This is a genomic window from Ventrimonas faecis, assembly GCF_040096075.1.
GTDB lineage: Bacteria > Bacillota > Clostridia > Lachnospirales > Lachnospiraceae > Brotaphodocola > Brotaphodocola faecis.
This window is the reverse complement of sequence record NZ_JBBMFJ010000036.1, coordinates 1-19950: the sequence shown is the minus strand read 5'-3', so window position 1 is coordinate 19950 and position 19950 is coordinate 1. Positions and strand designations below refer to the sequence as shown.

Here is a 19950-nt window from a genome sequence, read left to right as displayed (position 1 = left end):
CTTAATGACTTTCCTTCTTTAAGCAGTCCGCGCAGCGGCCGAAAAAGAACACGGTGTGGTCTTCCACCTGGCCTGCGGTACAGGCCTGCGCTTTCTGGTCGATGTCGGAAAGCGGCTCCATGGGAAGGTCGATGACGGCTCCGCAGCCTCTGCACACAAAGTGGTAATGCAGGCTGGTGTCTGCGTCAAAGTGGTCCTTTCCGTCTCCAAAGGTGAGCTTCTGGACCTCTCCCAGTTCTACCAGAAGGTTTAAGTTCCGGTACACGGTACCGAGACTGATGTTCGGGAACTCCTCGCGAATGCTTGCGTATACGGCGTCTGCGGTCGGATGGTCCTTACGGCTCATGAGACTTGCTTTGATGGATTCCCTCTGACGACTGTATTTTAATGTCTTCATTGCAGCTCCTTTCCATCAATAAATAATAGTAATGATTACTATGATTGAATTATAGCAAATGCGGAGCAGGATGTCAAGGCCTTTCTCCGCATTTTTTAATGGCATGCAGATACCTCCTATATGGTTTCTTTTGCGGTTTGTATGAATTCTTTGGTGGCCTGTGACATATAATGGCCTTTGTGGTAACCGATCGCCAGAACGCCGTGGGCCTTTGGATGGTCCAGGGAATAGAAGTTTAACGGTCCCTGCCCGCTTTTCAGCTCCTGAACCTCTGCCTGTCCGGAAATGAACATACGCGGGTAGAAGGTGATGCCCATGCCTTTTTCAGCCAGGGCCAGCACCGTCTGGATGTTTTCGGTTTCCAGTACGATATGGGGCGTGATCTGCGCTTCTTCAAACATTTCATCCGCAATGGTGCGCACACGGTTTCCCTTGTTGATCAGAAGGAACGGGCAGTTTGCCAGAAGCTTTAAGTCAGTGTGCTCTGAGAGCTGCCGTTTGATCTCTTTTAAACGGCCGGGGAACATGTGCTCCAGAACGCTGTCCGGCACGGCCAGCAGAATTTCCTCCTCGCAGACCGGCACGGTCTCGACGTTTTCCACTTTAAATGGAAGCATGTCAATGATCAGGTCAATGTTGCCGTGCAGGAGGTCATCGGCCAGCTCGGAGGAATTGCCCTCCACCAGCTTTAGGTCGATGTTTGGATACCGTTCCTTGAAAACCGGTAAGATCTCCGGCAGGATGACGCGTCCGCGGGTGTGGGAAAGCCCCAGGGTAAGCTGACCCACGGAGAAATCCTTGATGTCGGCAAGCTCGCGGTAGGTCTCGTCCCGCAGCTCCAGCATCTGTCGGGCCTTGGCCTTCAATGCCTGACCGGCATAGGTTAAGGTCAGGGGCGTGGTGCGGTTAAAGAGGATGACATCGAACTCTTTTTCCATGTTGGAGATGTGGTTGCTTAAGGACTGCTGGGAGATGAACAGCTTTTTGGCGGCTTTGGTAAAGTTTAACTCCTCAGCTGCCACCAGAAAATATTCCAGATTTAAAAAGTTAATCATGGGCCTGTCCTCCCAGATAGAGTGGTTTGTTTAAATACGGGATATACTCTGCCGCCTTTTCGATGGAAGTGTTTACCACCAGCTCTTCCGGGAATCCAATTTCTTCCAGAAGTGCCCGGGCGCGGGTGTGGTTGCCGACGTCGGCATCCGCGTGGGCGTCGCTGTCCATAATGATGGACACTTTGTGCTTCCGGCACAGCTCCAGCATGGTGATGTAATTTTTCCTCGCGTTTAAGCGGTGGCATTCCGGATGCAGGGAACTGGAATTGACCTCCAGAAGAACATGATGCTCTTTGGCAGCGCAGACCAGAGTCTCGTAGTCGATAGGGAAGCGCCCGTCGTCCGGGTGGCCGATGATATGGACGGCCGGATGTTTCATGGCGCCAAGGTAAGCAGCCGTATTCTGAGCTACGGTTCCGCTGTCATAGCATGGCTCATGGATGCTGGCAATGCCATAGTCCAGACCGGCAAGATAGCGCGGCTCCAGGTCAATATGGCCCTCGTAGTCAATGATGTTTAACTCGCAGCCCAGCATCAGCTTTACGCCAAACTGTTCCCGCGGAACCACCTTAAAGTTGATGAAATAAAACGGGTGGCAGGCACCGGGGATGCGCGGGGCATGTTCGGTGATGCCAAGAAGTTGTACGCCCTTTTCGGACGCGGAGCGGATCATTTCCTGCATGGTGTTGTAGGCATGGCCGCTCATGATCGTGTGGGTATGAAGATCTAAAATATCGTGGATCATGGACAATTCTCCTGATAAAAATATCGTAACTGTTCAGTGCCCTCACAGTTACGGGCAAAAATCCATTGAAAATTGCCTTCGGCAATGGGATTTTTGCCTGCAAGCCCATGTTTTCATACGGTCAGCGCAGTGAATGCGCAGACCTACTGAACAGTTACAAAATATCGTAAATGAATCATTAAAATTATAGCACGCTTTCTGACAGAAAACCAGAAAACTATGGTAAATTCAAAGGAAATATGGTAAAGTGAATAGTATTGAAGCGTTCTTTCAGAAGAGCGGGAAAAGGAGTAAACATCATGAGTGAAGTAAAAGAAACAATGGAAGATTTTGCCAGCGAGCTGGAGGCATCTTATAAGGAATATGACGCACGCCGCAACAACGCGTACCAGGATCAGGAAGGCCCGGACGCAGAGAAGTGGGCAGAGCTTGCGCAGCAGATGGAAGATAAGACCGTATTAAAGGTAAAGGTAAAAGAGGCAGTCAAGGGCGGCCTGGTTGCTTATGTAGATGACATTCAGGGCTTTATCCCGGCATCCCAGGCAGCAGACCACTACATTGAGAAACTGGAAGATCTGGTGGGCCAGCATCTTGAGGTAGTTCCGATCACCGTAGACATGGAGAAAAAGAGACTGGTTCTTTCCGCAAGAGCAGTCCTGCAGGAGAAGAAGGCCGCAGAGCGCGCAGAGAAGCTGGCTTCTGTTGAGGTTGGCTCCGTTGTGAACGGTACCGTAGACAGCTTAAAGGATTACGGCGCATTCGTAAATCTGGAGAACGGTTTAAGCGGACTGTTACACGTATCCCAGATCAGCAACCAGCGCATCAAACATCCGGGCGTGGTATTAAAAGAAGGACAGAATGTAACTGTAAAAGTAATCGGCGTCAAAGATGGCAAGATCAGCCTTAGCATGAAAGCACTCACCGCAGATGGCGAGCCGGAGGAGCCGGTAGAAAAATTCGATTACAAAGAGACCGGTGAGGCAACCACCGGACTCGGAGCACTGTTAAAAGGCCTGAAGTTTTAGAAATTACTATCCGGCTGCAGCGCATCAATCGTTATTGTACAAGGAGGGATAGAAGTTGGTATATATCCCAAATGCCTACAGTCAGCTGGATCAGTGGAATTCCGTTATGTTTCTGTATGAATCAGCACTGAAGGCAATCAACACCAAAATCGAGATCTTAAACGAAGAGTTCATTCATATGTACGGGCATACGCCCATTGAACACATCAAATCCAGGGTCAAGACCCCGGACAGCATTGTCAAGAAGATGAAGCGCAATGGCTACGAGGTCACCATTGAGAACATGGTGGAAAAGCTCAGCGACATTGCGGGCATCCGCATCATCTGCTCCTTTAACCAGGACATTTACCAGATTGCGGACATGATCGCGCGCCAGAAGGATGTCACAGTCCTCTATGTGAAGGACTACATCCGAAAGCCCAAGCCAAACGGCTACAAGAGCTATCACATGGTGGTGACCATCCCCATTTATCTGACAGAAGGGCCGGTGGAGACGAAGGTCGAGATCCAGATCCGCACCATTGCGCAGGATTTCTGGGCCAGCCTGGAGCATAAGATCTATTACAAGTTTGAAGGAAGCGGTCCGGACTCATTGCAGGCGGAGCTGAAGGCATGTGCCGACATGGTGGATATGCTGGACGCAAAGATGTTTTCTCTGAATCAGTCCATTCTGGAGACCCGAAAGGCCCAGGAGGATGAACCGGAACCGAAAGAGTAATCTATGAAGATATTGACAAAAGATACCTGGCAGATCATACGGCAGAACTGGAAAAATATTCTTTTGTTCGAACTTCTATACCGTGGAATCACAACACCGGTCTATATGCGGCTTGTCAGCCGCGGAATTCGGCTTGCGCTGCAGGCGGCGGGGTACAGCTATCTGACACCGGCTAATATTGGGAATTTTCTGATACGGCCGGTGACACTGCTCATCTTTGCCGCAGTGGCTTTTGTCGGGATTCTGATCCTGTCACTGGAGACGGCCGGCCTGATTACCGTATTTCAGGGGTCAGCCTATTATCAGAAGCTGACCCCTTTGCATATTCTGTGGGGCGGCCTGCAGAAGCTGAAAGATGAGATCCTGAAGCGCAACTGGCGGCTGCCGCTGTTTCTGACGGCCCAGTATCTGCTGATCCATCTGCCCTTTATCATGCGGACCATCGTCCGCTACAAACCGGCAAATTTTATTTTTCAGGAACTGAAAAAACAGCCGGTGGCTGTGGCATTTCTGGTGGTTTTGCTGATATTTGGAATTCTGGCGGCAATTCCGCGGTCCCTCACGGCCTATGGCTGTATGATCGAACAAAAACATTTTCACAGCGGCGTGGTGCGCAGCTGGCAGATGACCCACAAACGCAAGTGGAAGATTTCTTCCCTTGCCATGTTCTGGGAGCTGGCGGTCATTCTGCTGGCGGTGGTCGTGTATGCGGCTTCCGTGTGCATTGCCGCGGTCTGCGTGGTGTGTTTTTCCAGGCAGAATCTGGCCATGGCGGTGCTTCTTTCCGCGGCAGACCGGCTGGAGACCGGAATCATATATCTGGCCTCCATTCTGGCAACGGTGGCGGTATATGCGGCGCTGTCTGTGGCGTATTACCAGTATGGAAACCGCAGGTTTCACACGGAACGCTGGGACTTTGGCTATCCGGCAAAGGACAGTGTAAGCCGGAAGACCATGGCGGCTGTCTTAAGCATCGTGGTCTGCGTCGGCCTGTTTTATATTTATGATCTGGTCCGCAATGGCTCGGAGCTTTCGGAAGAACTCCTGATCGAGACAGAGATCACGGCACACCGGGGCAGCTCGAAGACGGCTCCGGAGAACACGATCCCGGCTATTGAAGCTGCCATGGAGGAACTGGCGGACAGTGTGGAAATCGATGTCCAGATGACCTCGGACGGAGTCGTTGTGCTGGGGCACGACGCCAGCTTAAAGCGGGTGGCAGGCGTGAACCGCTCCATTGCGTCCATGACCTTCGAGGAACTGGAAAAACTGGATGTGGGTTCCTGGTTCTCTCCGGAATACGCGGGAACACGCATTCCGGCCTTAAGCGAGGTGCTGGAGCTGTGCAGTCAGAAAACCAGCCTGAACATCGAAATCAAATATGTAGGAAAGAACAGTGAACTGCCGGAGAAGACGGCGGAGATGGTCAGGGAATACGGCATGGAGAACCAGTGCGTGATCACGTCCGCAAACCTGTCTTACTTAAAGCGGGTAAAGGCAGTTCTGCCGGAGGTCCGTACCGGCTACATCATTTCCGCGGCCTACGGAAACTTCTATTCCAGTGAGGATGTGGATTTCATCAGCATCCGCTCCGGGTTTGTGACGTCCGCGCTCATGCAGAACGCCCATGAACAAGGTAAAGCGGTCTATGCCTGGACCGTGAATACCAAGAGCGAGCTGGAGCGCCTGACCCTTCTGGGGGTAGATGGTATCATTACGGACCGGCCGGTGCTGGCCCGGGAGATTGTCTACCGGGAAGAGGCAACGGAGTCGCTGTTTGAATATCTGAAGCTGGTGCTTCGGTAAAATAAGTGAGTGACAGGAGATACAACCATGCGTGTAGTTTTACAGAGAGTGACACAGGCCAGTGTCAAAGTAGATGACGAGGTCATCGGAGCCATTGGCAGCGGATTTCTGATCCTGCTTGGCGTTTCGGATGAGGACAATGAGTCTGTGGCAGATAAAATGGCCGACAAGATCTGCAAGCTGCGGATCTTCGCGGATGAGAACGGAAAAACCAACCTTTCCCTGACTGACGTTGGCGGGGAACTTCTGGTGGTGAGTCAGTTTACCCTGTATGCAGACTGCCACAAGGGCAACCGCCCAAGTTTTGTGAAGGCAGGCGCGCCGGATAAGGCGAACCGGCTTTACGAATATTTTGTGGAGCGCTGCCGCCAGTATGTTCCAAAAGTGGAGCATGGAAGCTTTGGCGCGGATATGAAGGTGGAACTGTTAAATGACGGCCCCTTTACCCTGGTACTGAATGCCGATGAAAACGGTATTGTTTCATAGCCGGGCACAGGGATGGATACGATAGAAAAATGGCGGTCTGACCTGAGCGGGGCCAGGCTGCAAAAGGAGAACGAATTATGAGTGAGAATGAAAAATCCGCAGGAAAGCTTTTGGAGGAGCAGCTGACCTTCCGTTTCCCGCATATCGGGAAGGAGGCACCGCAGCAGGTGGAAGAGGCTGCGGAGTTCTGTGAGGGATACAAGGCATTTTTAAATGAAGGAAAGACCGAGCGTGAGTGCGTGGAGGCGGCTGTAAAGCGCCTGGAGGCAGCAGACTACACCGCCATTGATTTCGCGAAGCAGTACCAGCCGGGCGATAAAGTGTATTTTATCAACCGCAAAAAGGCCATCATCATGACCACCTTCGGCCAGAAGCCGGTGAAGGAGGGCGTCCGCATCAACGGTGCCCACATCGATTCCCCACGTCTGGATTTAAAACCGAATCCGGTTTACGAAAAAAACGATATGGCATACTTTAAGACCCACTACTACGGTGGCATCCGCAAGTACCAGTGGGGCACCATACCACTTGCCATGCACGGTGTAGTCATTAAGAAAAATGGTGAGATTGTAAAGATCTCCATCGGTGAGCAGGAGGGGGATCCGGTATTCTGTGTCAGTGATCTGCTTCCGCATCTGGCTGCAAAGCAGAACGAGAGAAAGTTAAGCGAAGGATTAAAGGGTGAGGAGCTGAATGTGATCATCGGTTCCGTTCCGTTTGTGGATGACAGCGTGAAGGAGCCGGTGAAGCTGATGGCATTAAAGCTGTTGCATGACAGATATGGCATTACCGAAGCGGACTTTTACCGCGCGGAAATTGAGATGGTTCCGGCCCACAAGGCTGTGGATGTTGGTCTGGACCGCAGCATGATCGGCGCGTACGGACAGGACGACCGCATCTGCGCTTATACGGCCATGATGGCAGAGATGCAGGCAAAGGCTCCGGAGTACACCACCGTGACGGCTCTGGTAGATAAGGAAGAGATCGGCTCCGAGGGCAACACCGGCATGAATTCCGATTTCTTAAAGCATTATCTGGAGCGCCTGGCTCAGATGCAGGGCGCGGATGTAAAGGATCTGTGTGAGCATACCCTGTGCCTTTCTTCTGATGTAAACGCGGCCTACGATCCGACCTTTGCGGATGTCTTTGAGGCAAACAACTCCTGCTATATCAACAAGGGCTGCGTGCTGACCAAATATACCGGTGCCCGCGGCAAATCCGCATCCAACGATGCCAGCGCGGAAACCATGGCGAAGGTTATTGGCATCATGGAAAAAGAAGGTGTGTACTGGCAGGCCGGTGAGCTTGGCGCGGTAGACCAGGGCGGCGGCGGAACTATTGCAAAATATGTGGCTCATATGAACATTGACGTAGTGGATCTGGGTGTGCCGATCCTTTCCATGCACGCGCCGTTTGAGCTGTCCTCCAAGCTGGATGTATACAATACATACAAAGCGTTCTGCGCATTTTACAAATAATGGAATGATTCATAAAAATTTATGAATTTATGCGGAAATGCTTTTTTTAACGCCCGCGATATGCTATAACTGTAGGAAATAATGAAAAAGACAAAATGAGGAAGATATTTATGAAAAAACATGTGAGACTGACCCTTTGCTGCGCGGCAGCAGTGATGCTGGCTGCAGGATGCGGCAAAAAGTCTGATACAGCAGAGACGACCACAGCGGCCGAGACCACGGAAGCTGAGATCACCGATAAAGGCGAAGTAACGAAACTTGGCCAGTATAAGGGAATCGAAGTAACAAAGGAAGACACCACCGTGACCGACGCAGAACTCGACCAGCGGATCGCAAGCATTCTGCAGGCGAATCCGGAGATTACGGAGATTACAGACCGTCCGGCGCAGGAGGGTGACACTGTCAATATTGATTATGTCGGCATGAAAGACGGCGTAGCCTTTGACGGCGGAACCGCAGAAGGGTATGATCTGGAACTTGGCTCCGGTGCCTTCATTGATGGTTTTGAGGATGGACTGATCGGTGCAAACGTAGGGGAAGAGCGCAGCTTAAACCTGACTTTCCCGGAAGACTATGGCAATGCAGATCTGGCCGGACAGGCAGTTGTATTTGATGTTACGGTAAACAAAATCGAAGAAAAGAAAAACGCCGTTCTGGACGATGCTTTTGTACAGCGGGTTTCCGATTTTTCCACGGTAGATGAGTTCAAGGCAGATACCATGGCTACCCTTCAGGAAGAGAAGGAGCAGAGTGCGGCACAGCAGGTTGAGGATGACGCGTTTGCGGCTGCGGTAGACAACTCAGAGTACAGCTTAAATGAAGCAGCAGTTGAGCAGCAGTACAACAATCAGCTCACCTACTATGAGAACATGTTCTCTTCTTATGGTTTCACCATGGAGAGCTATGCGGAGATGATCGGCCAGACCGAGGATGAGTTCAAGGAGACCCTGCATACGGCAGCAGAGAACGCGATCAAACAGCAGCTTTTAATTGATGCGGTAGCAGAAAAAGAGGGACTTACGGTTGAGGATGCGGACCGCGAAAGCCTTGCGGAGAATTATGGCACAGATTTAAAAACTCTGCAGGATACTTACGGCGAGGATATGGTAGACCAGACCGCACTGATCTACAAAGTAGTAGAGTTCATTGGCAGCAATGCCGTTGTGAAATAAACACAGAATCCAAAAATAAAATACCAGAATATACAAGGGGGATATCCAGATGCAGCTCTTAAAAGACAGAATTCGTAAAGATGGCAAGATCAAGGCAGGAAACGTGTTAAAGGTGGACAGTTTTTTGAATCACCAGATGGATACCGATCTTTTCGTAGAGATCGGAAAGGAGTTTAAACGCAGATTTGCGGACTGTGAGATCAACAAGATCCTTACGATTGAGGCATCCGGGATCGGCATTGCATGCGTTGTGGCACAGCAGTTCCATGTGCCGGTGGTATTCGCAAAGAAAACCCAGACCAAAAACATTGCAGGAGATGTTTATACCAGCAAGGTAGAGTCCTATACCCATGGACGTGTGTATGACATCATCGTTTCCAAAGAGTTCCTTGGAAAGGGCGATAAGGTTCTTTTAATTGATGATTTCCTGGCAAACGGAAAGGCGCTGGAAGGACTGGCAGCTGTAGTTGAGGAATCCGGAGCAGAGCTGGTAGGCGCAGGAATCGTGATCGAGAAAGGATTCCAGGTAGGCGGAGACATCATCCGTTCCAAGGGGATCCGTCTGGAGTCTCTGGCTATCGTAGACAGCATGGATGAGGAGACCGGCACCATTGTGTTCCGTGGAGACGAAGCGTGAGTAAGAGAAAAGCATTATTCTTCGATATTGACGGCACCCTGCTCAGTGAAGTAACAAAAATCGTTCCGGAGAGCGCGAAGAAGGCCATTTCCATAGCGCGTTCCCTGGGACATCTGGTGTATATCAATACCGGACGTTCTTATGGCGAGATTGGTCAGGTGCGCGATATTGCGGAGGTAGACGGCTGGCTTTGCGGCTGCGGAACGTACGCAGAGTCTGAGGGCAGGACCATTTTAAACCGGCTGATGCCGGTGGAGCAGGTGCAGCGCATTGCGCGGCTTGCGGTGGACTGTGACGCGGACATTTTTCTGGAGGGACCGGGCGTCTGCTATTACTGCAGTAAGTCCGGACGCATGCCCTTTGGACAGCAGCTGCGGAAAAATTTTGGAAACACCATTGAATGGCTGGAGCCGGAGACCGTATGCGGTGAGGTGAACAAGTTCTGCCTTCTGACCGATGAGCAGAGTGACCGCGTCGGACTGTTCCGGAATCTGGATCTGGATATTGCAGTGATCGACCGGGGCGAGGGCTTTTATGAGTGCGTTCCGGAAGGATTCACCAAGGCTACGGCGATTGATGTAATTCTGGAAGCCTACGGCCTGACTCTGGAGGATGCTTACGTTTTTGGAGACAGCACCAACGATATTGCCATGTTCGAGCACGTGCCGAACGCGGTGCTGATGGGCAGACACAGCCCAGAGCTGGAGCCTTATGCCAGCTTTCTGACCAAAACCGTGGAGCAGGATGGCATCTGGTATGCCATGGAGAAACTTGGATTATTAAGTGAGGATGTATAAATGAATAACAACACATTGCGGATCGGTACAAGAAAAAGCCGGCTGGCAATGGTTCAGACGGAAATTGTGCGGGAAGAAATTCTGGCACATTTTCCATTTTTAGAGATCGAAATTGTGCCGATGAGCACAAAGGGGGATCAGATTCTGGACCGTTCGCTGACCAGCTTTGGAGGAAAAGGCGTATTTACCAAAGAACTGGAGGAGGCACTTTTAAAGGGTGAAATTGATATGGCGGTTCACAGTGCCAAGGACATGCCCATGGAATTTCCGAAAGGGCTGGCGCTGGGGGCAGTGCTGTCCCGGGAGGATGCTTCGGATGTGCTGGTAACAACGGACGGCACACCGGTGAAGGAGATGGCACCGGGAAGCATCATTGGTACAAGCTCTTTGCGCCGCCAGATCCAGATCCGTCAGATGAATCCCCAGGTGCAGGTAAAGCTTCTTCGGGGAAATGTGCAGACCCGGATTGAAAAGTTAAAGAACGGCCAGTATAACGGGATTCTGCTGGCAGCGGCAGGATTGAACCGGCTGGGAATTTGTGGAACAAGTCTGGCAGCAGAGCATGGACAGAAGCTGGTTGGTGAGGCGTGCATGACAGGAATGCAGGACGAAGCAGCAGATTCCCTGTACTTTGAGCATCTGCCGATGGAGCAGTTTGTTCCGGCGGCCGGACAAGGCATTCTGGCGGTGGAGATCCGACAGGGAGAGCTGGCGGAAATTATGAAAGCCATCCATTCGGCAGAGACTGAGGCGGAACTGACGGCCGAGCGGGAGTTTTTAACCATTCTTGGCGGCGGCTGCAACGCGCCATGCGGGGCGCACTGCAGGCTGGATAAGGAAACGGGGAAGCTTTCCATGCATGTGATGTATGCAAAGGATGGTGTGCATCCGGAGTACCGGAGGAGTGAAATTTTCCTTTATGATGATATATTAAAAGATGCGAAAAAACTGGCCCATGACCTGGCCGTTCTGGTGCGCTGCAGGCCGGTGTATCTGGTGGGCGCAGGTCCCGGAGACGCAGGACTCTTTACCGAAAAGGGCCTGGACTGTGTGCGCCGGGCGGACGTGATTATCTATGACAATCTCATTTCCGGCTCCATCTTAAATGAAGCCCGGCTGGATGCGGAACTGATCTATGCAGGCAAGCGTTCTGGCAGCCATTATATGAAGCAGGAGGAAATCTCTGCGCTGCTGGTGAAAAAGGCACTGGAGGGCCACCGGGTGGTGCGCTTAAAGGGCGGTGATCCGTTTATCTTTGGCCGCGGAGGTGAGGAAGCACTGGAGCTTTCTAAAATGGATATTCCTTTTGAGATTGTGCCGGGGGTTTCTTCCTCCTACAGTGTTCCGGCCTACGCAGGAATTCCGGTGACCCACCGGGGCCTGGCATCCTCCTTCCATGTGGTAACCGGCCATGAGGATGGAAATAAGACGAGCTCCGCGCTGGATTATCGGACGCTGGCAAAGGAAGAGGGAACGCTGATCTTTCTGATGGGGCTTAAGAATCTGGATAAGATTGCCGCAAACCTCATCGCAAACGGGAAAGACCCGAAGACTCCGGCGGCGGTGCTGGAGCGGGGAACCATCGCAGCGCAGAGAAGCGTAAAGGCAGATCTGGAACACATCGCGGAGGCGGCAGAAAAAGCCGGAATTCAGACACCGGCTATTTCCGTGGTTGGTTCTGTCGTGGAATTGAAAGATAACCTGTCCTGGTTTGGCCGGGGCATACTGGCCGGAAAACGGGTCATGGTTACGGGAACCAGAGCCTTTGCGCGGGAGATGGACGAGGCATTCCAGCCGCTGGGGGCAGAACTGGTGGCGTTAAGCCTCATTGAGGTGCGTCCGCTCTGGAATGAGGTGATCGAGACGGCGTTAAAGAAGCTTGGCAGCTACCAGTGGATCGTGTTTACCAGCGGAAATGGCGTGGAGCTGTTCTTTACCCTGCTCCGGGAACAGGGCATAGATCTGCGCAGGCTGATGCAGGTGAAGTTTGCCGTCATTGGGCGGAAGACTGCGGATGCACTGCTGCAGCATGGATTTCAGAGTGATTTTGTGCCGGAGCAGTTTTCCGGGGCAGATCTGGCGGCAGAGTGGATACCAACGCTGAAACCAGATGAGAAGGTGGCGTTGTTCCGCGCGGAAAACGGATCGCGGGTACTGACGGAGGCACTGGCGGAAGCCGGAATCGCTTACGATGATATAGGACTGTATGAGACATGGACCGATCTGCGGCGTCAGGAAGAATTAAACCGTGCAATCCGGGAAGTGGATTACGTGACGGTGGCCAGCAGCTCCGCTGCCCAGGCGCTGGCGGCCATGCTGGAACCGGAGCAGCGGGAGAACCTGACTGCGAAGCTCATATCCATAGGACCGTCCACCACAAAGACCATGAAACAGCTTGGCCTGTCGGTATACGCGGATGCCGTGGAGTACACGGCAGAGGGCATGGCAGCCGTGATCCAGGCAGATGTGGAGGGAATGTTTTGAATTTTCCCTTGTTTATAGATCTGAAGGACAAAAAGGTGCTGATCGTGGGTGCCGGGGCCATTGCGGCCCGGCGCGCCACGGTGCTGGTGGAATTTGGTGCGAAGGTGACAGTGGTGGCTCCGGAGGAAGGACGCGGAGCGTGGACGAACCACGTTGCGGAGCTGAAAAGTTCTGCGGCAGCAAGGGGGGCTGTATCAGCGCAGAGTGCGAAAATTGCAGAGGGAAAATCCCCCTGGGAATGCCAAACAATCCAGGTGCGCGAGCTTGCGCAGACGGGGCGTCTTGTCTGGAAGCAGCACGCATTTTGCGAGCAGGATCTGGAAGAACTGGAACAGTCTTTTCTGGTTATCGCTGCCACCAGTGATCCGGCGGTGAACGACTACATCGCCCGGCTCTGCCATGAGCGGCACATCCCGGTCAACCATGCCGGTGACCAGGGCCAGTGTGACTTCCAGTTTCCGGCTATTGTGCGAAAGAATCCGGTGGTGATTGGTGTGAATGCCGGAGGAAAAGACCATGGGCTGGTAAAGCGGGTAGCTGCGGGGCTGCGGGAGTGGCTGGAGGGTGTGTTGTAATTAAGGAACTGGCAAAAACATATCAGCATGAAGAATTGTGATGGTAACATAAAAAAGCTGCTCCCACTTTGCAGATAGGGAACAGCTTTTTTTACGTGGTTACAACACACCCACGATTCTCAGCGAGCACCATACCAGAAGCAGGGCCATGACTGTATTCATGAGTTTGTAATGCCTGGTATAGCAGCATTTCAGCACATTTCCGGCAATGGCCCAGATCAGATTTCCAAGAGCGCCCAGAATCATCAGGTATACAGCAAATGCAAACAGCATGGGGACTCTGGCTTCGTAGGGCAGAATATATGCGGAAAACATGGTAAGTCCGTAAATGATAATCTTAACATTGATCATCTGAAGAAAAAATCCCATTTTCCATGTGGGTTTCTTCTCCTGAACCTGATTTGATGGCGGAAGCCTGAGGCAGGTCTGCCAGGCCAGATACAGAATGTAGGCGGCACCCAGGTATTTCATGACTGGCTGAATTCCGGGAATAATTGCGCCAAGCGTACTGCAGAACAGCCCGGAAAGGCACATTAACGTCAGAGACCCGCTCCAGATTCCGGTCATAAAACGCAAATTGCCGCGTATGCCATATTTGCTTGCGCTGGACAGCAGCAAAATATTATTGGGCCCTGGCGACCACACAGTAAGAATGGCTGAGAGCGTCATTTCAATAAAAACAGAGAAAGGCACAGTGTGACACCTCTTTTCCCGGATTACATTTTTTTCTTTTCTTCATACTGTCTCAACAGCTCCAGAGCCTCTTTCGACATTGGATACAACACCGCAATATTAAACAGGGTCATAAGTCCGATGCCTACATCACCAAGATCCCATACAACGGTATATTGCTGGAGTCCGCCGATAAACAGCATAATGAGGGCCAGTACCTTGTAAGCGGTCTGGTAACACCAGCGGTTCCCGAAGAGATACGCCACGTTGGAACGGGCATAGAACAGGATGCCGATGAAGGTGGAAAAGCTGAACAGGGCCAGGGTTACGGCAATAAAGATGACACCGGCATTGCCAAGATGGTACTGCATGGCGGTCTGCAACAGATCCATGCCGGTGAGGCCGTTTGTCAGTTCTTCCGGGGCCAGCAGCATGATCATGGCGGTGCAGCTGCAGATCACGATGGTGTCGATGAGAACTCCCAGGGCCTGGGTCAGACCAATGCGGACCGGGTCTTTACTTTGAGCCGCTGCAGCCGCGCAGGGCGCGGAGCCGGAACCAGCTTCATTGGAAAACAGGCCGCGCTTGACTCCGTTTAAGAGTACCGCGCCGAAGCCGCCGGATACGGCCTGGCGAAGACCGAAGGCCTCCGTAAAAATGCGGTCGAATACCGCTGGAAGCTTCGGCAGATTCATCAGGATGATAAACAATGTAAGCAGGAAAAAACCAACAGCCATCACCGGGACAACAATGTCCAGGACTTTTACGGTTGCGTTTTTCCGGAGTACAATGACGGCAGAAATAATGACCAGAATCACCGTGGTAGTAATGGGTGGAATCTGGAACGCATTCGCAAAGGCGGAGCTTACGGAGTTGCTGATGACCTGACTGATGCCGCACCAGCAGATGAGGCCGGAGATGGCAAACAGGGAGGCAATCAGGGAACGTTTGACGGTTCGTCCTGTTTTGGCTTCCACAAAATGGTGAATATAGTAAGCGGGGCCGCCGTGATAGCCGCCGTAGAGCGGGTCTGGTTTCTTATATTTCTGTGCCAGAACAGCCTCCACAAAGGCGGTGGAAGCACCCAGAAGGGCTGTGATCCACATCCAGAAAATTGCGCCGGCGCCGCCCAGAGATACGGCAGCTACTACGCCCACCAGGTTTCCCATACCTACGCGGGTAGCCGTGGAGATGATGAGGGTCTGGAGGGAGGAGAGGCTGTCCGGCGTCTCCTTTTTCTCTTTCAGGGCTTTCATCATGTCGGAGAACAGGCGCACCGGAAGAAGTTTTGTGCGGATGGTAAAATAAACTCCAGCCGGGATAAGAAGCAGGAGCATCAGGGAGATGCCAACAGAACTTCCCATGACCGGAATGGTGAACAGATCGCCCCACAAAAAGGCGTAAACGGTTTCGATAAGCTTTATGATCAAGATAATGAGTCCTTTCTATCGTATTGGCTGCAAATGCGGCATGTCCTGCTCGTGACTTCGTCACTTGCCTGCCTCGTCGTTCGCCATAACCGTGCACGCACGTTTCTGGCTTTCTTGCACTTGTTATATTATATAATTGAAAGAAGCGTTTGTAAATCGAAAGTGAAGCGGCTTGTCTTTTTGCGCACCGCCCTTTATAATAGTATGGCATCATCAGGAACGAAAAAAGAAAGAGAGATTACTATGAACAGCAACAGCATGCAGATTCCTGCCCATGTGGAGCAGATCATTCATACCTTAAACAGCCACGGCTACGAGGCCTTCGCGGTGGGCGGCTGTGTGCGCGACACCTTGCTTGGACGGAAACCGGGGGACTGGGATATCACCACTTCCGCAAGACCGGAGCAGGTGAAGGCATTGTTCCGCCGCACCATTGATACCGGCATTCAGCACGGCACGGTAACCATCATGATGGACCGCACCGGCTATGAGGTAACAACCTACCGCATTGATGGCGAGTATGAGGATGGACGCCACCCGAAGCAGGTGGAATTTACCTCTGACCTTTTAGAGGACCTGCGCCGCAGGGATTTTACCATCAATGCCATGGCCTACAGCCATGCGACCGGCATTGTGGATGCCTTTGACGGCATGGCGGATTTAAAGGCCCGCCGCATCCGCTGTGTGGGCAATGCCATGGAGCGGTTTACCGAGGACGCGCTGCGCATTTTGCGGGCTATCCGTTTTTCCGCCCAGCTGGATTTTGAGATTGAGAAAGAAACCTTTGAGGCCATCTCCGTGATCGCGCCGAATCTGGCGAAGGTCAGCAAGGAGCGTATTCAGATGGAGCTGACCAAGCTTCTTTGCTCGGATCATCCGGAAAAGATCCGGGAAGTGTATGAGACTGGCATCAGCACCTATGTGTCTCCGGCTTTTGCAGTGCTGGACTGGCAGCATGCCCGGGTATCCGCAGAGCTTCCGAAGGAAAAGTATGTGCGCTGGGCGGCATTCCTGCGCTGCGGTCAGAGTCCGGAGACTGCTGTGCGGGTGCTTCGGGATTTAAAACTGGATAACGAGACCATTTCCCGGGTAAAGACTCTGGTGACCTGGGCGGATGTAACGCCTGCGGCGGATGAAGCCGAAGTGCGCCGCATGATGAGCCGCATGGAGCCGGAGGTCTGGGACAGCCTGATGGAGTTAAATGGTTATGGGCCGGAAATTCGTGATCTGGTCACCACAATCCGTAAGCGTGGTGACTGCTTAAGCTTAAAAGAGCTTGCCGTAAAGGGGCAGGATCTTATAGCCGCAGGAGTAAAACCGGGCAAAGAGATGGGCACGATGCTGCATGAGCTTTTGGAGCATGTGCTGGAAGTGCCGCAGGATAATGAGAAGGAGACGCTTCTTAAGCTTCTCGCAGATATGCACAGATAGGAAAACGTTGCAGAGGCGTATAATCCCTGAAATCTTTTCATAGGTTGGAGAGTAACAATAGTTCGGCAGGTGTGTTCTGTGTGTCCTGCCGGGCCGCCGCGCATGAAGTGGAGGGGTGAGCGTGAACGACAGCTATCTGGAGGTTTTAAGGCAGTACGAGGGGGAAGTGACGGGTGTCCGGCGCGGACGGGGAGCCTGGATCTGTGAGTATCCGGACGGACTTAAGCTCCTGAAGGAATACCGGGGCACGGTAAAACGCCTGGAGTTTGAGGACGCAGTGCTGGGGGCGCTGGAGCAGCAGGGTATCTGCCGGACAGACCGCTATGTGCGGAATCTGGAGGACGGACTGGTGACGGCCGGACCAGACGGGGTGAAGTATGTCCTGAAACGCTGGTTTTCCGAGCGGGAGTGCAGCCTGCGGGACCGGAGGGAAATCCTGTTTTGTACCAGGCAGATCGCGGCGCTTCACCGGGGACTGCAGGAAATTCCGTGGCAGGAGGAATGGAGCCTTGGCTCTACGGTCGTACCGGCTCTTTCGGAGGAGATGGCGCGCCACAGCCGGGAGATGAAGCGGGTGAGGGGATTCATCCGGGGAAAACGCAGGAAAACAGAATTTGAATTACGTGTCATGCAGAGCTTTGACGAGTATTATGGTCAGGCGCTGGAGGCAGAAAAAGGGCTGGAGCCGCTGGATCAGAATCAGGCGGAAAACCGGCTCTTTTTGTGTCACGGGGATTTAGACCAGCATCATATTCTGCCGGGAAACCAGGAAGCTGTGTTCATTGAATTCAGTCAGATGCATCTGGGACATCAGGTGAGCGATCTGTACCGGTTTATGCGGAAAGTAATGGAGAAACATGGCTGGGATGAATATCTGGGCTGTGCCATGCTGGATGCCTATGATGCCATGCTTCCCATGAGCCGCAATGACCGGCGCTGCCTGTATTTTCTGTTTCTGTATCCGGAGAAATACTGGAAGCAGTTAAACTATTATTACAACGCCAACAAGGCCTGGATCCCGGAGAAAAATGTGGAAAAATTAAAGACACTGGAGTCGCAAAAGGAGGCAAGAAGGCGATTTCTGTCGAGAATAAAATAGATGCCGCAGACAGGTTCATCTTCCTTTTTTTCCCTCGCTGAGGTATAATAAAATCAGTTTTAAATATGAGGGAGCACAGGAGGAACGTATTTTTATGAAAGATTACATGAAGATTTACCGGGAATGGCTGTCCAATCCATATTTCGATGAGGATACCAAGGCAGAACTGAAGGCAATCGAGCATGATGAGAACGAGATCAAAGAGCGTTTTTATATGGATCTGGAGTTCGGTACCGCAGGCTTGCGCGGCATTATCGGCGCTGGTATCAACCGCATGAACATCTATGTGGTACGCCGCGCAACCCAGGGCCTGGCAAATTATATCATCAAGCAGGGCGGAAGCAGCAAGGGCGTAGCCATCGCGTACGATTCCAGACATATGTCTCCGGAGTTCGCGGATGAGGCAGCACGTACTCTGGCAGCAAACGGTATCAAGGCTTACAAATTTGAGTCCCTGCGTCCGACTCCGGAGCTGTCCTTTGCAGTGCGCGAGTTAGGCTGCATTGCCGGCATTAACGTAACCGCAAGCCACAATCCGCCGGAGTACAACGGTTACAAGGTATACTGGGAGGACGGCGCTCAGTTCACTCCGCCGCATGACAAGGGTGTAACTGAGGAGGTTCTGGCCATCGAGGATCTGTCCACCGTGAAGACCATGAGCGCAGAGGATGCCATGGCAGCAGGCCTTTACGAGGTTATCGGCAAAGAAATTGATGATAAATATATTGCTCATGTAAAAGCACAGGTTGTAAACCAGGATGCCATCGACAAGATGCAGAAAGATATCACCATCGTTTACACCCCGCTTCACGGAACCGGCAACATCCCGGTACGCAGAGTGTTAAAAGAAATTGGTTTTGAGAACGTATATGTGGTACCGGAGCAGGAGCTTCCGAACGGCGACTTCCCGACTGTAAGCTATCCGAACCCGGAGGCAGCAGAGGCATTTGCTCTTGGCTTGAAGCTGGCTGAGGAGAAGAACGCAGACCTGGTTCTGGCAACCGACCCGGATGCAGACCGTCTTGGCGTTTATGTAAAAGATACCAAGTCCGGCAAGTACATTTCCCTGACCGGCAACATGTCCGGTTCCCTGCTGTGTGAGTACGTGCTGAGCCAGAAAGCAGCAAAGAACGCTATCCCGGCAGACGGCGAAGTAGTCAAATCCATCGTCAGCACCAACCTGATCGACGCAGTGGCAGCTTCCTACAACTGCAAGCTGGTAGAGTGCCTGACCGGATTTAAGTGGATCGGCCAGCAGATTTTAAAAGAGGAGCGCACCGGAGTGGGCCATTACATGTTCGGCATGGAAGAGAGCTACGGCTGCCTGATCGGCACCTATGCCCGCGATAAAGACGCCGTATCCGCAACTGTTGCCCTGTGCGAGGCAGCTGCATACTACAAGACCAAAAACATGACCCTGTGGGATGCTATGGTGGCTATGTATGAGAAATACGGCTACTACAAAGATGCCGTGAAGTCCATCGGCCTGTCCGGCATCGAGGGTCTGGCAAAGATCCAGTCCATCATGGAGTACTTCCGTAACAACACGCCGGAAGGCTTTGGCGAGTATAAGGTACTTTCCGCAAGAGATTACAAGAACGACACCATCCGCAACATGGCTACCGGCGAGGTAACCCCGACCGGCCTGCCGTCCTCCAACGTGCTCTACTACGACATGAACGACAACGCATGGCTGTGCATCCGCCCGTCCGGCACCGAGCCGAAGATTAAGTTCTACTATGGAATTAAGGGAACTTCCTTAGAGGATGCAGACGCGAAGTCCGAGGCACTTGGAAAAGTGCTGATGGAGCAGGTGGACAAGCTGCTGTAAACATATAAAAATTTGAATTACAAAACCCAATAAAGGTCCGAAGTTCCGGGGCGGTCATACAAAACCGCAGACACTGAGTGGAATTTTGTACTTCGTGCGCTCCGCCGCCTAT

At 52.3% G+C, this 19950-nt stretch carries 18 protein-coding genes; 13 read left to right on the top strand and 5 right to left on the bottom strand.

The annotated features are described in order from the left end of the window. Position 1: 1 nt before the first annotated feature. The 3 genes from WMO41_RS14000 to WMO41_RS13990 all read right to left on the bottom strand — a co-directional run bounded on the left by WMO41_RS14000 (position 2) and on the right by WMO41_RS13990 (position 2194). Positions 2-397 carry a Fur family transcriptional regulator gene (locus tag WMO41_RS14000; RefSeq protein ID WP_349230295.1) on the bottom strand — a complete coding sequence of 132 codons (396 nt, stop codon included), beginning with the start codon at positions 395-397 and terminating at the stop codon, positions 2-4. A 116-nt stretch (positions 398-513) separates the two neighbouring features. Then, a complete protein-coding gene (locus WMO41_RS13995) occupies positions 514-1452 on the bottom strand; it encodes a LysR family transcriptional regulator (RefSeq protein ID WP_349230294.1) in 939 nt (312 codons plus the stop codon). After that, positions 1445-2194, bottom strand: a complete 750-nt coding sequence (locus WMO41_RS13990; protein WP_494338473.1) for a phosphatase — start codon at positions 2192-2194, stop codon at positions 1445-1447. Before WMO41_RS13990 ends, WMO41_RS13995 begins: the two co-directional genes overlap by 8 nt. Positions 2195-2496: 302 nt before the next feature. Here WMO41_RS13990 and WMO41_RS13985 point away from each other — a divergent pair, with 302 nt between their 5' ends. The 10 genes from WMO41_RS13985 (at position 2497) to WMO41_RS13940 (ending at position 13375) form a co-directional block, all read left to right on the top strand. Continuing rightward, a complete protein-coding gene (locus tag WMO41_RS13985; protein WP_177292792.1) occupies positions 2497-3222 on the top strand; it encodes a S1 RNA-binding domain-containing protein in 726 nt (241 codons plus the stop codon). 55 nt (positions 3223-3277) lie between these two features. Beyond that, entirely contained in the window at positions 3278-3940 is a 663-nt protein-coding gene (locus WMO41_RS13980; RefSeq protein WP_118541321.1) for a GTP pyrophosphokinase, read from the top strand. Positions 3941-3943: 3 nt separating this feature from the next. Further along, positions 3944-5746, top strand: a complete 1803-nt coding sequence (locus tag WMO41_RS13975) for a glycerophosphodiester phosphodiesterase family protein (RefSeq protein WP_349230292.1) — start codon at positions 3944-3946, stop codon at positions 5744-5746. A 27-nt stretch (positions 5747-5773) separates the two neighbouring features. Beyond that, positions 5774-6232: a D-aminoacyl-tRNA deacylase gene (dtd, locus tag WMO41_RS13970; protein WP_349230291.1), complete on the top strand. Its 459-nt coding sequence runs from the start codon at positions 5774-5776 to the stop codon at positions 6230-6232. A 77-nt stretch (positions 6233-6309) separates the two neighbouring features. After that, positions 6310-7710, top strand: a complete 1401-nt coding sequence (locus WMO41_RS13965; protein ID WP_349230290.1) for an aminopeptidase — start codon at positions 6310-6312, stop codon at positions 7708-7710. Between the two features lie 110 nt (positions 7711-7820). After that, entirely contained in the window at positions 7821-8882 is a 1062-nt protein-coding gene (gene tig, locus WMO41_RS13960; RefSeq protein ID WP_177292796.1) for a trigger factor, read from the top strand. A gap of 49 nt (positions 8883-8931) precedes the next feature. After that, positions 8932-9519, top strand: a complete 588-nt coding sequence (locus WMO41_RS13955; protein WP_349230289.1) for a xanthine phosphoribosyltransferase — start codon at positions 8932-8934, stop codon at positions 9517-9519. Continuing rightward, positions 9516-10316 carry an HAD hydrolase family protein gene (locus WMO41_RS13950; RefSeq protein WP_349230288.1) on the top strand — a complete coding sequence of 267 codons (801 nt, stop codon included), beginning with the start codon at positions 9516-9518 and terminating at the stop codon, positions 10314-10316. The genes WMO41_RS13955 and WMO41_RS13950 overlap by 4 nt, the downstream gene beginning before the upstream one ends. Next, a complete protein-coding gene (hemC, locus tag WMO41_RS13945) occupies positions 10317-12800 on the top strand; it encodes a hydroxymethylbilane synthase (protein WP_349230287.1) in 2484 nt (827 codons plus the stop codon). Between the two features lie 8 nt (positions 12801-12808). Beyond that, complete coding sequence (locus WMO41_RS13940) at positions 12809-13375, top strand: precorrin-2 dehydrogenase/sirohydrochlorin ferrochelatase family protein (protein WP_349230286.1); 567 nt, start codon at positions 12809-12811, stop codon at positions 13373-13375. A gap of 99 nt (positions 13376-13474) precedes the next feature. On the opposite strand, the gene WMO41_RS13935 is transcribed toward WMO41_RS13940, so the two are convergent. Together WMO41_RS13935 and WMO41_RS13930 are read right to left on the bottom strand one after the other, a co-directional pair. Beyond that, positions 13475-14044 (bottom strand): LysE family transporter, encoded by a 570-nt coding sequence (locus tag WMO41_RS13935; protein WP_349230285.1) that lies wholly within the window; start codon positions 14042-14044, stop codon positions 13475-13477. Between the two features lie 47 nt (positions 14045-14091). Beyond that, positions 14092-15477 carry an alanine/glycine:cation symporter family protein gene (locus WMO41_RS13930; RefSeq protein WP_349230284.1) on the bottom strand — a complete coding sequence of 462 codons (1386 nt, stop codon included), beginning with the start codon at positions 15475-15477 and terminating at the stop codon, positions 14092-14094. Between the two features lie 243 nt (positions 15478-15720). Between WMO41_RS13930 and WMO41_RS13925 the strand changes: the two genes are divergently transcribed. The 3 genes from WMO41_RS13925 (at position 15721) to WMO41_RS13915 (ending at position 19838) form a co-directional block, all read left to right on the top strand. Further along, on the top strand, positions 15721-16908 hold the full coding sequence (locus tag WMO41_RS13925; protein WP_349230283.1) for a CCA tRNA nucleotidyltransferase: 1188 nt from the start codon (positions 15721-15723) through the stop codon (positions 16906-16908). Positions 16909-17029: 121 nt separating this feature from the next. After that, the gene (locus WMO41_RS13920; RefSeq protein WP_349230282.1) at positions 17030-18007 is read left to right on the top strand and encodes a spore coat protein CotS; all 978 of its coding nucleotides are present in this window, start codon (positions 17030-17032) and stop codon (positions 18005-18007) included. A gap of 94 nt (positions 18008-18101) precedes the next feature. Beyond that, positions 18102-19838, top strand: coding sequence for a phospho-sugar mutase (locus tag WMO41_RS13915; RefSeq protein ID WP_349230281.1), 1737 nt, complete (start codon positions 18102-18104; stop codon positions 19836-19838). Positions 19839-19950 lie beyond the last annotated feature (112 nt).